This is a genomic window from Bacteriovorax sp. DB6_IX (genome assembly GCF_000447775.1).
Lineage (GTDB): Bacteria > Bdellovibrionota > Bacteriovoracia > Bacteriovoracales > Bacteriovoracaceae > Halobacteriovorax_A.
In genome coordinates this window covers 1-13,683 of record NZ_AUNJ01000194.1, presented here as the reverse complement: position 1 = coordinate 13,683, position 13,683 = coordinate 1, and the positions used below count along the sequence as shown (strand labels likewise).

The following is a 13,683-nucleotide window of genomic DNA, read 5'->3' as shown; positions in this document are numbered from 1 at the left end:
ATCGTCTTATGATTAATATACTTTCTTAGGTAATCCTCCAGCTTTTGCTCAGTGACAACCCCCTGTCCACTTGGACTCGCATGTCTAAAATAGAGACCATCACTCTTTCTGATCGCCAGTCCTTGGTGAGAAACATTAATATTGGTACCAATATACTTTTCAAGATTCCAATCAGGTCTCACAATATTGATAATGTGTGCTGAACGAATATTTTTAAAAACCTGGTTTTTAATCCTTCCTTTATGATCAAAGATTTCTGCAATTGGCATATAGTTTAATCTCGCCTCTTGATCATCAAACTGATGTCCTTCATTTCTTAACTGCTCAAGAGCTTCATTCTTTTCTTTTGAGCTTTTAGAAATGAGTGAAAGTCGTGACTCACCCATCTTTTCGTACCAGCTTTTTTTCTTGATGACAGTTTTGGCCTCTTTAACAGCAGCACTATCAAATACTTGATCTGTGATATCTGCTATAAATCCCTCTTCAATATTTCGAGGTACCCAATCAAGACTGGTAAAATGATTTCGCGTAACAAATGAGACTTCTCCATTTAAGTACCTAATGGCCGTCATTCTCTGTTGAAAGTCTTCAACTGAATCTGAAAGGATTATTGCCATAATAGTTTCAACATAGGTCGTACAGTCAAACTCATCTGTTCGCCAGAGAGGGTCCTGGTCATACTTAGCCTCTTCACCCTCACCCAAAGGCCCAGAGGTGTTGTACTTACGTCCTAAGAAGACTCCTGAGATGCGATCGACACTAGATTCGATATCTTGGCCCTTTAAAGAAATAAGCTTTTCTATCTCACCCGAATCAAACTGAGCCCTTGTGACTGAACTCAATAGAATCGATAAAATAATTAGTAACTGACTAAAATTTAGACACTTTAACATGGTATAAACCCTTATTTAATGGACATTTTCAATCTTTCTCTATTTATAGAGCAAAGTACGTGCCACTTCATTTTTAGATGCTGATCAATTAAGATTTTCTATATAACTCACAAATCAAAGGATGATGAATAATGAGAAACTTACTACTAAGTACTCTCCTACTTGTTGGTTGTGCTAGTGGCACAAAGGTCATGCAAAAGGAGAATCTTAAAGCAAACTCTGAAAAGGCCATGAAAGCGCCCTATGTTTTACTTATCTCTATCGATGGCTATCGTTGGGACTACACAAAGAAATATCAACCGAAGTTTCTTTCTAAGTTCCAATACGAAGGAGCGTCGCTAAAGAGCTTAAGGCCATCATACCCAACGAAGACCTTTCCAAACCATCTCTCAATTATGACCGGAAGATATCCAATGAATCACGGAATTGTCGCCAATGGATTCTATGCTCCAGATCTTAAGAAGTCGTATTCTCTAAGAGATAGAAACGCTGTTGAAAATGGGGACTTCTACCTTTCACTACCTCTTTGGGGATTAGCTGAAAGGCAAGGAATGAGAACGGCCACTTACTTCTGGCCAGGATCAGAAGCTGAGATTCAAGGACAGAGACCATCTTATTATCTTCGCTACAATCATGGAACAAAACATGAAGAAAGAATTAAGACAGTAGAAAGTTGGTTTAAGCTACCTGAAGAAAAGAGACCCCACTTTGCAACACTCTACTTTCACGATGTCGATAGTGCCGGACATAATTACGGTCCAGACTCTAAAGAGGTCGAAGCGGCAATTCATAAAGTTGATAAGAGCATCGAAAAGCTTGTCACAAACTTAGAAAAACTAGAGCTCCCACTTAATATTGTCATCGTCTCAGATCACGGGATGGCCGCGTTGAAAAAGGAAAATTTCGAACTTGTTGCCAAGGACAAAGCGCAGAATAAACTTATCCAAGACAACTTTATCGTTAAGGGTAAGGGACCAATCATCCAGTTCTATAGTAAAGAAACAGGAAAGATCAGCTTAAAAGAGTCTCTTAGTATTCTCAACAAGAACGCCAAGAACTACCGATGCTACTTTGGAAATAAAACACCAAAGAAGCTAAACTTTAGAAATCATCCAAGAGTTGGTGATATGGTATGTATCGCTAAGAAAGATTGGTCAATTGGAATAACTGATATCAGTGTCCCAAAGGGAAATCACGGTTGGTCTCAATATGACGGAAATGATATGCACGCCATTTTCTACGCGAAAGGACCTCAATTCAAGAGGAGCTACCAATTAGGGACAAGAAATAATACCAATATCTATCCCCTGCTTGCAAAAGTGCTAGGGCTTGATCTTGATGTGAAAATCGATGGAAAATTAAAATATATGTCGAGTCTTTTAAAATAGGAAAGGGAGCTTTACGCTCCCTTTTTTTTATCGTTTTAAAATTTGTGTTCAAAACCAATACCAAGAGTATGTTGGAAATCCAGAGAGCCATTTCGTCTCATCTCTTCCCCACCAAAGGACTTAGACCAACGATCTTCGTCTTCACCTATCCCGGCCTTTAGATAGATAAAATTATTCTCATCGTAAGCAAATCTCTTAGTGATCTCAACTCCTTTTAAAGTCCCGTCTTCACTATCAAGATATTGCTTCCTTTTAATATAGGCCCTTGCTTCCCAACTTGGAAATTTCTTATCTCCAACGTCATCTAGGAAAACGGCCTTAACTTCTCCGGCCACCGAGACAAAGCTTTCAGTCTCCCCTAATTGAGAACCTTGGATACCAGCACTTGGGGTAGCCGTCACTTTGATGTCATCACTAGAGTAAACCTCAAAATCTCGTCCAAGTTCTATATAGCCCTCAAAGCCTGATTTCTTATCCATATGATCAACATAGGCATACTCTACGGCGCCCATATTTTCATGCCACGACTCCTGTAAACTCTTTGAGAGTCCTGAAGTATCGTCCATTGTCTTATAACGACCAATGACTTTGACATAAGTATCATTTTCTCCAAGCTTTCTTACAATCTCTAATTCATAACCATCAATTGAGAGAAACTCTTGGTAACGCTTACCATTCTCATCACGATAAACTTCTGACTGGTAAGCTCGTCCACCATAGTAGTAAACCTTTCCAGGCTTAGATGTGAGTCTTCCATATCCATCTGAAGTTCTTCTAAATGAAATTGATCCCTTTTCAAACTCTAAAGTCGCATCACCTTTGATACAGAATGTTTTCCCTCTATCATCACCCTCAATCCCTTCTCCAAATTCTGTCATACCTGCGGCACCAAGAGCCCCGTGTAGAGGATTATCATTACAACTCATGAGTTCTAATTTTGTCCCAGTAAGTTTTCCCATTTTAAAGAAGCCTTCATCGGCCAAGGCCGTATCAAGGACAAGATCATCTTCTCTCTTGGCCTGCTCCTTTGTCTGAGAATAGACAATTCTCTGAGCTTTGGGTGCTCCCTGATAAGGATGACAAGGGCTATCTGCAGGACTAATTATATCCTGGGCCTGATCTAACATTTTAAGACCACTGCCTAGAATTTCTTCTGGTGTCGCCTTTGATGATCTTTGGGTACTTGCGTGCTTGCGTAAAATATCTTTGAGCTCCTCAAAATCAGCATCTGGGATCTCGAACATATGTTTCGTAAAAATATCTTTGTATCTAAATCGTGGATAGCGATATGAGCGACTTCCCCGTTTATAAGTGTACTCATCCAGACGAGCATCATAAAAGAGCGAAACCTTGGTATTATTGCGTACCGTTCGATAGAGAAAACCACTTTCCGATTCGGCACTAAGGGCAAATTGACTGATAAATAGAAATACTAACACTAATCTCTTCATGAGATTCTTTTCGGAATACCCGACAACAAACCTTAGCTATTCTTTCTAAGCTGCCTGATTTAAGTTAGTTACGATTGAGGAAATCTCTCCGGGCTCAAATGGCTTTTCAACAATCTTGTAGACCTTTCCAGCATTTCTTGAGATGAAATTCTCATCAATAAAAGCACTCATCACAACAATGGGAATATCCGCGTTCAAGGAGTTTTCCTCACTCTTTAAAAAGCGTAGGATATCTTCAGAGGACTTATCATCGAGAAGGATATCTAAGAAGATACACGAGAGTTTTCGCTCTTTTAAGAGATTAATAGCATCTGAAATATTATCGGCCTGAGAGCACTCAACTCCAGTGGATTTGAGCTCCCACTCAATGAAACTCAAAATATCATGCTGATCATCAACGATTAGAATTGGTTCCATACCCCCTCCATATTTTTAGTTTAACATAGAGGCGAATATTCCTATAAAAAAAGAAAAGACAATTTATTATTCAATAATAATAGAGACTTACAACTTGGAAAGATACTTTTCCACGTGACGAATTCCTTCAATTCTCTTCTTCATAGACTGAGAAACGATGCAAGACTCTCCCACACATTGACTATGGAATTTTTGAAAACACTGAGCGAGAAGATTGAAATACTCCTTAGATCCAACAACAATTTTATCAAGTTCCTTCTCTGACTTTTCAACAACTAATTTCTCTTGGTTTTGGCTAAGACATTCATCGACGCCAAAAACAGTGTACTCAAGCATATACTGCTTTCTCGCCTTCATGTAAGAAGTCTGAACATCAGCAAAGACATTGATAGAAATTAGTTGAATTAGAAAAAGAAGAAGTAGGTACTTCATAAATCCCTCAGTTTTGAACTCTCAATACTTCTATTTTAACAAGAATCAGAGTGAACATTAAACAGAGTTGAATTTTCCCAGTTAGGACTTCTTTCTCCCCTTAAATTCGTCCATTGAAGAGTTAATCCCAAAGAAGCTCAACAGAGCATCAAATATCACGGGAGGAAATACCTTAATCACAAAACTCAAATAGACAAAGGGAGGAATAATAACCCTCTTCTCTTTCTTTGCAATGGCCTTCATCAGTCTTTGACAGACGTACTCAGGTTTAAGGATAGGAAGTAAGAAAGAAAATCGTGTTTTGACCCCATCAAACATTCCCGTATTAATATAGTAAGGACAGAATGCCGTTGTCACAACATGACTCTTCATCTGCTTAAGCTCCAAACGGATTGACTCATCCATACTTAAAATTGCGGCCTTACTGGCAGCATAATCTGATAGCTTTGGAACACCAACGTAACTACTTGCAGAACAAAGATTTATAATTTGCCCTTGGTCCCTTTCAATCATTTCTTTAACAAACTCACGACATAGAATAAATGGTGCAATCGTATTGACCATAAATGTTCTTTTAATATCATCATTAGATAAATTAACTAAGGGTTTTCCAGAAACGATTCCGGCGTTATTAACGAGAATATCAATATATTGAAATTGATCTTTAATTTTCTCAATCGTCTGCATTAACAGATCTTCCTGATTGAGATCACACACAAAGCAATCGATGGCCGCTTGGGAAATGGACGCATTTGAGAGCTCATCTTTAGTGGCCTCTAGCGCCTCCGAATTATAATCCACAAGGATTAACTGGCATTGATATTTTGCAAACTGAGTCGCTAGAAGTTTTCCTATTCCACTCGCTGCACCTGTAATTAAAATCTTTTTATTTTCATACATAAGTAGATGATAATTGGTAAATTTTAAAAGGACAATCCTCGTTAGTTGACATTTTTCAAGTAAAAATGACAACTTGGCCCATTTCTAGACAAAATTCGGGTATAAAGCCCTATGCAAAAATTAACTCTTTCGACACTTATACTCCTATCCTCATTTTCAAGCTTTGCCTCACAATCAAAGTTCGAAAATCTCATCAATAAAGTTATTTCGCCCTATCTTAATCAGCTCGAAAATATTGGTGATGAATTAGATATAGATATTAACTGGAAAAGTGATCATCCAAATGCTTCTGTTTCAATGAAAAAGAATCGCGTTGTGATGTCTTTTCACGGTGGATTTAAAAGAAAGTTTAATTTGAGTGATGACGCCTATGCCATCACGGTATGCCATGAAGTCGGTCATCTCGTTGGTGGGTACCCTAAAGTCTACCCTACACAGAAGTACTCCGCTGAAGCTCAATCTGATTACTTTGCCACTTCAGAGTGTATTCAAAAATACTTTGAAAAAGTATCGAGAGAGGTCTCCTTTGATGAGTTAATTCTCTTAGATAAAACTCAACGAGAGCTATGCCAAAACGAGGGACTAGAAAGTAACAACTGCCTTAGAGGACTCATTGCAATTGCCAATCTTTCAAATGCTTATAACGGTGTAAAGAGTATTAATAAGTATAGTGATGAATATGTTAAAGTCACAAACTACAATGATTATCCAAGTGCTCAATGTCGAGTTGATACATTAAGAGCTGGGCTTCTTTGTGGGCTTGCTCAAAATGAGGGTAACAATTGTGAGTCAAGTGATAAGGTAAGACCAAAATGTTGGTATCATAAAGAGTCTGATGAACTCACTCCAAGGTGGAAATACGAAGGTTCACAAGATCTCCCAGAAGCTCAAATTATGGGAGAAACAGGAGAAGTTACGCCAAAGCCATGGGGTTGTCATGTGGAGGTGTCAGATATCAGTTTTCACGCAGCCGCCTACTTTGCTCCTCTATCAGAATATGAAATCATGACAAAGGGATTTGATATCATTGGCCCATGTGTTCTTAAAAAGAATAGTGATTTTTCTGGGGCCATCACAAAAGTGAAAGGTAGATTATTTTACAATATTAACCCTACTGACAAATAAGCTAGAGACCAAATATCTTATAGACCAATTGTTTGATAAGGATAGAGTCCGTTGGATTCTTAAGCACCTTATCGAATTGTTTATAAATTTTAGGCTTCTTCTCTTTGAGTTCTCTAAAGGCCAATTTAGAGCCGCGATACCAAAGACCATTCCACTTATAATAAGTCTGTAGCAACTCAAAAACCAACCAAGCTCTTCTAAAATTCGCCTCAATATCTCCGCGATAGGTGCGATCAAGCATCTTTAAAGTCCATGCCTTAAGATGCTGTCTCTCTTGTTCTGATAACGGTTTAGGAGGAGATTCAAGCCTCTCTCTTACCTTTTCGAGAAACGCAGGAGCAATATCATTCTTATCGTAGAGAACCTTTGCTCCATCTAAATAAATCGACTCCTCAATTTTTTCAAGCTCACTCAATGGCTTAATCCAACAGTCTAAATAAAGCCCTGAAAAGTCTCGATTGTCTGTTTCGACATTTTGAATATCTTTAAAGCAGACGACATCAATATCCGATTTAGGTGTGTACTCTCCTCGAGCAAAAGAGCCATAAAGAAGAATAAGATCAGGTTGGTGCTTAGAGACAAGCTCTTGAGTTAGTTTATCAAAATCAATCATGGCCCTATTGTGCCTTGCCAGTGATTCTCTTGCAAGTTTCTTGACACATGAGCAGTTGAGGCCTATCACTTTTATATGTCTCAATATGTATGGGGTGACTCAGAAACCCAATTCTTCTTTCACTTAAATCCCGATACGGTCCTCGATGCAATTGAGGCCCTGGGACTAAAGACGACAGGAAGATGTCTCACTCTCAATTCCATGGAAAACAGAGTTTACGAAATTGAGATCGACACGCCTCTCATATCAACTCAAAGTCCTAGTGATAATTTTGTCATTGCAAAGTTTTATCGCCCAGGTCGTTGGTCGAAAGAGCAAATTCTTGAAGAGCATGAATTTTTAAAAGATCTAAAAGAAGCAGAGATTCCAGTCATCGCTCCCCATGAGTTTGATGGAGGAACACTCTTTAAATTAAAAGATCATGAACTCTACTATACTCTCTTTCCTAAAAGAGGCGGGCGCGCACCAGAGGAGATGAATGAAGAGCAACTCCAGATTATGGGTCGTCTCTTGGCGAGAATCCACAATATTGGTGCGCAAAAAGAAGCCAAAAGTCGTATTCATATCAACCCAACAACTTTTGGGGAGCAGAATTTAAAGTTTCTCTTGGATGGTAAATTTATTCCCGCTCACTTTGAACACTCTTACAAAGAAAGTGTAGAAACTCTTTGTCAGCTTATTCATCCATTATTTAAAGATATCAAAACACATAGAATTCACGGCGACTGCCATAAAGGCAATATCATCCTGCGTGATGATAACCCATTCTTCATCGATTTTGACGACATGCTAATGGGGCCAGCAGTTCAAGATGTCTGGTTAGTTGTACCGGGAACAGATCAAGAGTCCATCATTGATAGAAATATCTTACTTGAGGCCTATGATTCAATGCGATCTTTTGACTACCAAAGTCTTAAACTTATTGAGCCTCTAAGGGCCTTAAGATATATTCACTTTAGTGCCTGGATTGCGAAGAGATGGGAAGACCCGGCATTTAAGCAGGCCTTCGCACACTTTGATAATGATTCTTATTGGAGTACCCAAATTGCCGATCTTCAAACTCAGATCAATCTTATTCGAGGTGCTCAAACACCATCACCTTGGGATTATGAGTATTAAAGCTCCCCGCTTCTTAGCAGAACTCTAATTCTCATAAGTTGTTTTCCGAGTTTATTTTGTCCTGTGCGATCACCACAATCACCCCAGTAACAGTCATTCTTCGTATGCTCATAGATCTCTGAATGATTTGTTGATAGAAGAAGCTCTCTTAAAGAATTATACTGAGAGAATTTTGCCTTAAGGGCAATCCACATCACCTGATCTTTAATTTCTTTCCAATTAGCTCTTTTAGGAATTGATTTATCTCTTCCTCTTTTAGCGGCCATATAAGGTGAATCAGCAGCTCGAACCCACTCTTGTAACTCTTTCTTATCATACTTATGAGCTTGGTAGTAATGCTCACTCGTAGGCCAAAGTACACCTTCAATTAAAATAGGAAAGAGCCCAAAGTTTGAAAACTCTCCATAGGCCTTCTTCGTACTATAGAAATCTAAGATTTCTCCTTCATAAGAAATGGCAGGTGTTCTCTCATAGCGATCGTAATGTGGCGCATCCGCTAGAGTATTAATACAAATCAGTAATACTAGTGATGCTAGTAGGTATTTTACAGTGTGTGTCATAATATCTCCCGAATTTGGCACATTCTAGCGTTGCCATTTCCCATGTGCCAAGACGAAATCTAAAAAAAGAATGAAATTGTCTAAGTCTTAGAGACTTAGCTATAATATTGCCCATGATGAAAAAACTAACTAACGAAAATTTCGAAGAAGTCGCACAATCTCAGAAAGATCTCTATATTATCAAGTTCGGATCTAAAACTTGTGGACCATGTAATACGATGAAGCCTGTTCTTGACGCTCTCGTTCAAAATAACCCTGAAACGGCGATTTTTGAGGTTGATACAGATGAGTCACCGGAGCTTGCGGCACACTTTGGAATTAGAGCAGTTCCAACAATTCACTATTGTGAAAGTAGAGAAATCCTCTATTCATTCCATGGAGTCACTCCTCTTAGAGACCTACAATATGTTATCGACAATAAGGACGATGCCCATTTTAGAGAAACAGGGGAATTTCAAAAAGAAGATCAAAAGAAAGACCATACTTTTGGAATTATTATTGCCGCAGTTCTCACCCTGGTGGTTGGTGCCTTTATCGCGGCCTCAGTTCTTTCTTAGAAAGAAAGAGGCCTGAACTTTTCCTTCTCGCCTTTAGAGCGAGTAAATTCATAAGGAAAAACTTCCATCCAACACTCTACAGTCACAGCAACTTTAGCCTCAAAGAGATGACCACCTAGGGAGCGGAACTCGTTATCACTTAGACTGACATGGAGATGAACAAAGGGTTCGCTATCCATCATTGAGACATTACCTTCCATACTAAGAAGCTCAAATTCATCTTCTAGAACTTTTGTTTTATAAATATCGGCATGATAGTCATAGTAACCTAATTCACACTCTTCGAGGGCCCCTAGTCCATGAATACGAGCACACTTAATTTCATTTTCACGACAAAACTTCTTCAGTGTTTGGTTAACATTCTCTCCTCTATCTAGACGAATAAAGTATTGAGTCTCAGTGAGTTTCTTAGCATCCATTTTATTTCCTCTATTTCATTGGTTTTCTTGAGCACTTATGTCATATTATGCTCATGAGAAAAGAAGTTCAAATTATAGGTTCACAAATCTACTCAATGGATAGATTCCATCAGGAAATAGCTCAACTATTGAGCTTTCCTCACTACTATGGAAATAATCTGGATGACCTCTTGGACTGTCTTGTAAGCTATATCGACCCTAACCTGACTATTAGCTGGCTCTCTCACGATGCAAGCCGAAAGCAGATGGGCCATGACTTTGATAGAATTGTTGAGGTCTTTGATCGAGCTAAGGCCTACCACGACTGCTTCGACTACCAACTCTGCTAAGAAATCCCTCCTTTTTTCCGATAAATAAGAAAGGATTAATTTATGGAAAAAGCTTTTGGGAACCTCAAAAAATACTTACCTGTGATTTTCTTCTCCACAGGATTTCTCTTCGACATCTTCACCTTAGGAGAAATTGATGAGATGAGTAATATCATTATGCAGCTGCTCTATATCATTATTGCAGCGGCCATTCTCGCTTTAGAATATCTTGAAATAGAAAATATAAAGTCCCATCATCTTATTCAAAAAATCTTCCTCTATCGAGTTGATATTTTCCATTTCTGCCTTGGGTCTCTACTTAGTAGCTATACACTTTTCTACTTTAAAAGTGGAAGTCTTTCCAATTCCTACTTCTTTCTTATTTTCATGGCGGGGCTGCTCGTATTCAATGAATTCCAACTCATCAAAAACTTGGGAATACTCATTCGTACATCACTGCTCTATTTATGCCTCTTAACTTTTATGCTCTACTTGATTCCACTACTAATAGGAAAGAGCGGGACCTTGATATTTCTCTGCACAATACTCCTTTGTCTCGCAATCTCTTTTGGAATTAAGAGACTCTTTGTTAAAAAAAGTTCAAGAGTCTACTATTTCACTCAATATCTCTTTATTCCCCACGTTGTGATTTCGTTGCTCTTTACATTCTTCTATTTAATAAAGGCCTTTCCCCCAATTCCATTAAGTCTCAAATATATCGGAGTCTTTCATAATGTAGAAAAAGAAAATGGACACTATATCACTTCAGAGAACCGCTCAAAGTTTAAATTTTGGCAAAATGGAGATCAGGATTTTCTCTACAAGGAAAATGACAAGGTCTTTATATTCACAAAGATTTTTGCTCCTGCTGGTTTTGAAGACAGAGTCAATATCAAGTGGCAAGTCGAGATTGATGGAGCCTACAAGACTTCAGATATTATTCCTCTCAATATAAAAGGAGGAAGACGAGAAGGATATCGCGCCTTTGCCTCAAAACAAAATATTCGCCCCGGTAACTGGCGAGTCTACATAGAGACAGGCTCTGGTTTAGAGATTGGAAGAATTGACTTTCATATCTATACTGATGAAAATGAAAGTCTGACTATGAGAAAAGAAAAAAGGATTTAATATAAAGATTGAACTCTACACTTATGGTGCAAGAATTGAAGGACTTATTGAAGATAATAAAGAGCATGCTCATCAATGCTTTCAGATTTGTCGTCCTCTTGAAAAGGCCAGTATGTCCATTGCCCATGAGATGATCTCTCTGGACCCAAATGAATATCTCTTACTTGCAAAAGATATTCCCCACTCCCTTGATTCTCATCTGTGGGAAAATTATCTCATTGATGCCGAATCTCTACTGGCAAAAAGTCTAGAGGCCATACTCGATCAAAAAAACTATATCAAGCTTTCAAAGCTTCCTGAAAAGCTCAATATGAATAGTATCAATCGTGACCTACACGAAAAAACAATTCAGGCCCTCGAGCTAATTAAATCACACCAACACAACTGTCGTCTTGAACATATTGCCTCTCAAGTGGCAATATCACCCGATAGACTCCGCCACCTCTTTAAAGAGAATATTGGGATTACCTTTAAAAACTATATTAAATGGCAGAAAATTCGCAAGGCCTTTTATCTCTTACAGAAAACACCTCAATTATCACTGGCCCAAGTCGCCATTGAAAGTGGTTTTTCTGATCAGGCCCATATGTCCCGAGTAATTAAAGAGAACTTTGGTCACTCTCCGAAGTCTTTACTCTTAAAGATTGGCCTAGATTAGCCGCTAGATTCAAGAAACTCACTCACTCCTATGTCAAAATCAAGACAAAGGAGAAGCAATGGAACTTAAATCTTATATTGATAAACTAAGAGAATCAGACCTGACACAAGAAGAAAGACTACAAATCGTCTATGAAGATGTCCGTGACTATATTCAATTCGACTTTCTGCCAGAAATTGATGATATTTCTCCTGAAGAAGTCTTCCGTCTAAGGAAGGGACAATGTAATAATAAGACAGTCCTTATTCATAAAATTCTGACGGAACTTGGTTTTGATGTCACCGTCTACTTCTCTACTATTGATAAGAATATCCATAGAGGATTCTTTCCAAGTTTACTCTTCTTCTTTACCCCAAAATATATTGGCCATAGCTGGATCGTTGTGAAACTTGATAAGAGAGAAATAACTCTCGATGGCTATATTAATGATCTTGAGCTATTTAATAGTGCAATAGAACTCAATCGTAGGCTTGGATGGAAAACCGGACACTCTGTGGCCATAGGAGAATGTGGAGCGAGTGCCGAGTTCTCTCTTCATTCAGAGAACTTTGTTCAAATGGAGGCCATAGAAAAGGAGATGGCAAGAACAAAAGCACCAAGAAATTGGCTTCAATCTCAAGAAAACCCAAACCAAGTCAATCTTATAAAAAAACTCCTCTATCGTCTCTTTCTTCCAATTATTAGAAAGCGAGTACAGAGAGTCAGACAGAGAAATCATCCCAGTTTTTCTAATACAATCTCTAAGGCATCAACTCCAGTCTCACAAAAGTGATGAGGCTGGATCCCATTTTTTTCAAAAGCCCTTTGATCACGGAAAATATTCTTATGGGTGCTGATTTGAATGCAGATTTTTGAATGTGGTAGTACAAATAAGCCGACATTACCAAATTCAATACATCCATTTGTGGCCTGCCCTACATATTGAACTTGCGGATGATCTTCAAAGCACAAGGCGGTACTTTCTCCAGATGATTTTGTTTCAGGATCAATCAGAATAAAGAGCGGTTTGTTAATACAATCGGCAGAGAGCGAAGTTTTATCCTTTTCTCCTTCGTAAATTTTATACTTATCGGCCTTCTCGGTTTCTAGGGCGAATTGATACTTATCTCGAAAGGCTTGAGCATACTCTTCATTTCGCTGATAGAAGGTATTAGACATGGCCAAAAAACTCAAAGGTGTCTGTAAAACCGCCTGAGAACAAATAGGATGATTAAAAGGGCCTCCGAAAATCAGGGCCGCCATCTCATATCCATAATGGTCATTACCGCCGGTATTTCCACGCAGATCAAGAATAATTCCCTTAAGCTCACTCTTATAAAGAGATGATTTTATTTTATCAAGAAAACCTTCCCAATGAGGCTCATTGGGCATAGGAAACTTTGCCAGCGCTATTTTAAGAATATTATCTTCTTCAACGACTGAAACGATATCATCAGCGGCCATATTCTTACCAACAGGAAAACTTAGCCCAATATTGCGATGAATATTTCTGTCCGCAAAACATGGCCAAACTTTAAGATGATTATCTGAAACCTTTGAAAAAACCTTACTCAACTCTATGTAGAGAGAATTCTTATCAGCATTAAAGTCAATACCACTTATTGACTCAGCTAGAAGTTTAAACTCACCCTCAGGCAAGTAATCAGAACCAGCATAACTTTCATGCAGTATTCTTAACATAACCTCAAGATCCAATTCAAATGAAGTTTCCTCTA

Annotated in this window: 17 protein-coding genes; 8 read left to right on the top strand and 9 right to left on the bottom strand. The window is 38.5% G+C overall.

The window, feature by feature from the left end:
• Window positions 1-893: N-acetylmuramoyl-L-alanine amidase-like domain-containing protein (locus tag M901_RS05870; protein WP_021277256.1), on the bottom strand; the 893-nt coding region annotated here is incomplete at its 3' end.
• A 131-nt stretch (window positions 894-1,024) separates the two neighbouring features.
• Here M901_RS05870 and M901_RS05865 point away from each other — a divergent pair.
• On the top strand, window positions 1,025-2,281 hold the full coding sequence (locus tag M901_RS05865; protein ID WP_021277261.1) for an ectonucleotide pyrophosphatase/phosphodiesterase: 1,257 nt from the start codon (window positions 1,025-1,027) through the stop codon (window positions 2,279-2,281).
• 35 nt (window positions 2,282-2,316) lie between these two features.
• Here M901_RS05865 and M901_RS05860 read toward each other — a convergent pair whose 3' ends face one another.
• The 4 genes from M901_RS05860 to M901_RS05845 form a co-directional block, all read right to left on the bottom strand.
• Entirely contained in the window at window positions 2,317-3,732 is a 1,416-nt protein-coding gene (locus M901_RS05860; RefSeq protein ID WP_157679867.1) for a hypothetical protein, read from the bottom strand.
• Between the two features lie 45 nt (window positions 3,733-3,777).
• The gene (locus M901_RS05855) at window positions 3,778-4,149 is read right to left on the bottom strand and encodes a response regulator (RefSeq protein WP_021277248.1); all 372 of its coding nucleotides are present in this window, start codon (window positions 4,147-4,149) and stop codon (window positions 3,778-3,780) included.
• A gap of 87 nt (window positions 4,150-4,236) precedes the next feature.
• Complete coding sequence (locus tag M901_RS05850; protein ID WP_021277253.1) at window positions 4,237-4,581, bottom strand: hypothetical protein; 345 nt, start codon at window positions 4,579-4,581, stop codon at window positions 4,237-4,239.
• 81 nt (window positions 4,582-4,662) lie between these two features.
• Entirely contained in the window at window positions 4,663-5,481 is an 819-nt protein-coding gene (locus M901_RS05845) for an SDR family oxidoreductase (protein ID WP_021277263.1), read from the bottom strand.
• Between the two features lie 111 nt (window positions 5,482-5,592).
• On the opposite strand from M901_RS05845, the gene M901_RS05840 reads away from it, so the two are divergent.
• Complete coding sequence (locus M901_RS05840) at window positions 5,593-6,606, top strand: hypothetical protein (RefSeq protein ID WP_021277250.1); 1,014 nt, start codon at window positions 5,593-5,595, stop codon at window positions 6,604-6,606.
• Window position 6,607: 1 nt separating this feature from the next.
• On the opposite strand, the gene M901_RS05835 is transcribed toward M901_RS05840, so the two are convergent.
• Complete coding sequence (locus M901_RS05835; protein ID WP_198295351.1) at window positions 6,608-7,219, bottom strand: nucleotidyltransferase family protein; 612 nt, start codon at window positions 7,217-7,219, stop codon at window positions 6,608-6,610.
• Between the two features lie 75 nt (window positions 7,220-7,294).
• Here M901_RS05835 and M901_RS05830 point away from each other — a divergent pair, with 75 nt between their 5' ends.
• The gene (locus M901_RS05830; protein ID WP_021277254.1) at window positions 7,295-8,338 is read left to right on the top strand and encodes a serine/threonine protein kinase; all 1,044 of its coding nucleotides are present in this window, start codon (window positions 7,295-7,297) and stop codon (window positions 8,336-8,338) included.
• On the opposite strand, the gene M901_RS05825 is transcribed toward M901_RS05830, so the two are convergent.
• The gene (locus M901_RS05825; protein ID WP_021277260.1) at window positions 8,335-8,898 is read right to left on the bottom strand and encodes an NADAR family protein; all 564 of its coding nucleotides are present in this window, start codon (window positions 8,896-8,898) and stop codon (window positions 8,335-8,337) included. The genes M901_RS05830 and M901_RS05825 overlap by 4 nt on opposite strands.
• A 113-nt stretch (window positions 8,899-9,011) precedes the next feature.
• Here M901_RS05825 and M901_RS16320 point away from each other — a divergent pair, with 113 nt between their 5' ends.
• On the top strand, window positions 9,012-9,455 hold the full coding sequence (locus M901_RS16320; protein ID WP_021277249.1) for a co-chaperone YbbN: 444 nt from the start codon (window positions 9,012-9,014) through the stop codon (window positions 9,453-9,455).
• On the opposite strand, the gene M901_RS05815 is transcribed toward M901_RS16320, so the two are convergent.
• The gene (locus tag M901_RS05815; RefSeq protein WP_021277251.1) at window positions 9,452-9,874 is read right to left on the bottom strand and encodes a PPC domain-containing DNA-binding protein; all 423 of its coding nucleotides are present in this window, start codon (window positions 9,872-9,874) and stop codon (window positions 9,452-9,454) included. The genes M901_RS16320 and M901_RS05815 overlap by 4 nt on opposite strands.
• A 53-nt stretch (window positions 9,875-9,927) precedes the next feature.
• On the opposite strand from M901_RS05815, the gene M901_RS05810 reads away from it, so the two are divergent.
• From M901_RS05810 to M901_RS05795, 4 genes are all read left to right on the top strand, one after another.
• Window positions 9,928-10,203 carry a barstar family protein gene (locus M901_RS05810; RefSeq protein ID WP_198295350.1) on the top strand — a complete coding sequence of 92 codons (276 nt, stop codon included), beginning with the start codon at window positions 9,928-9,930 and terminating at the stop codon, window positions 10,201-10,203.
• Window positions 10,204-10,245: 42 nt separating this feature from the next.
• Window positions 10,246-11,310 (top strand): DUF2914 domain-containing protein, encoded by a 1,065-nt coding sequence (locus M901_RS05805; RefSeq protein WP_021277252.1) that lies wholly within the window; start codon window positions 10,246-10,248, stop codon window positions 11,308-11,310.
• 112 nt (window positions 11,311-11,422) lie between these two features.
• Window positions 11,423-11,968 carry a helix-turn-helix domain-containing protein gene (locus M901_RS16315; protein WP_021277255.1) on the top strand — a complete coding sequence of 182 codons (546 nt, stop codon included), beginning with the start codon at window positions 11,423-11,425 and terminating at the stop codon, window positions 11,966-11,968.
• A 58-nt stretch (window positions 11,969-12,026) separates the two neighbouring features.
• Complete coding sequence (locus tag M901_RS05795; protein WP_021277257.1) at window positions 12,027-12,740, top strand: hypothetical protein; 714 nt, start codon at window positions 12,027-12,029, stop codon at window positions 12,738-12,740.
• On the opposite strand, the gene M901_RS05790 is transcribed toward M901_RS05795, so the two are convergent.
• Window positions 12,683-13,683, bottom strand: a 1,001-nt coding sequence (locus tag M901_RS05790) for a S41 family peptidase (RefSeq protein ID WP_034720721.1), incomplete at its 5' end; no start/stop codon positions are given. The genes M901_RS05795 and M901_RS05790 overlap by 58 nt on opposite strands.

Coding starts and splice junctions, on each gene's coding strand:
- M901_RS05865 (WP_021277261.1), top strand. CDS start 1,025: ATGAGAAACTTACTACTAAGTACTCTCCTACTTGTTGGTTGTGCTAGT.
- M901_RS05860 (WP_157679867.1), bottom strand. CDS start 3,732: ATGAAGAGATTAGTGTTAGTATTTCTATTTATCAGTCAATTTGCCCTT.
- M901_RS05855 (WP_021277248.1), bottom strand. CDS start 4,149: ATGGAACCAATTCTAATCGTTGATGATCAGCATGATATTTTGAGTTTC.
- M901_RS05850 (WP_021277253.1), bottom strand. CDS start 4,581: ATGAAGTACCTACTTCTTCTTTTTCTAATTCAACTAATTTCTATCAAT.
- M901_RS05845 (WP_021277263.1), bottom strand. CDS start 5,481: ATGTATGAAAATAAAAAGATTTTAATTACAGGTGCAGCGAGTGGAATA.
- M901_RS05840 (WP_021277250.1), top strand. CDS start 5,593: ATGCAAAAATTAACTCTTTCGACACTTATACTCCTATCCTCATTTTCA.
- M901_RS05835 (WP_198295351.1), bottom strand. CDS start 7,219: ATGATTGATTTTGATAAACTAACTCAAGAGCTTGTCTCTAAGCACCAA.
- M901_RS05830 (WP_021277254.1), top strand. CDS start 7,295: ATGTCTCAATATGTATGGGGTGACTCAGAAACCCAATTCTTCTTTCAC.
- M901_RS05825 (WP_021277260.1), bottom strand. CDS start 8,898: ATGACACACACTGTAAAATACCTACTAGCATCACTAGTATTACTGATT.
- M901_RS16320 (WP_021277249.1), top strand. CDS start 9,012: ATGATGAAAAAACTAACTAACGAAAATTTCGAAGAAGTCGCACAATCT.
- M901_RS05815 (WP_021277251.1), bottom strand. CDS start 9,874: ATGGATGCTAAGAAACTCACTGAGACTCAATACTTTATTCGTCTAGAT.
- M901_RS05810 (WP_198295350.1), top strand. CDS start 9,928: ATGAGAAAAGAAGTTCAAATTATAGGTTCACAAATCTACTCAATGGAT.
- M901_RS05805 (WP_021277252.1), top strand. CDS start 10,246: ATGGAAAAAGCTTTTGGGAACCTCAAAAAATACTTACCTGTGATTTTC.
- M901_RS16315 (WP_021277255.1), top strand. CDS start 11,423: ATGTCCATTGCCCATGAGATGATCTCTCTGGACCCAAATGAATATCTC.
- M901_RS05795 (WP_021277257.1), top strand. CDS start 12,027: ATGGAACTTAAATCTTATATTGATAAACTAAGAGAATCAGACCTGACA.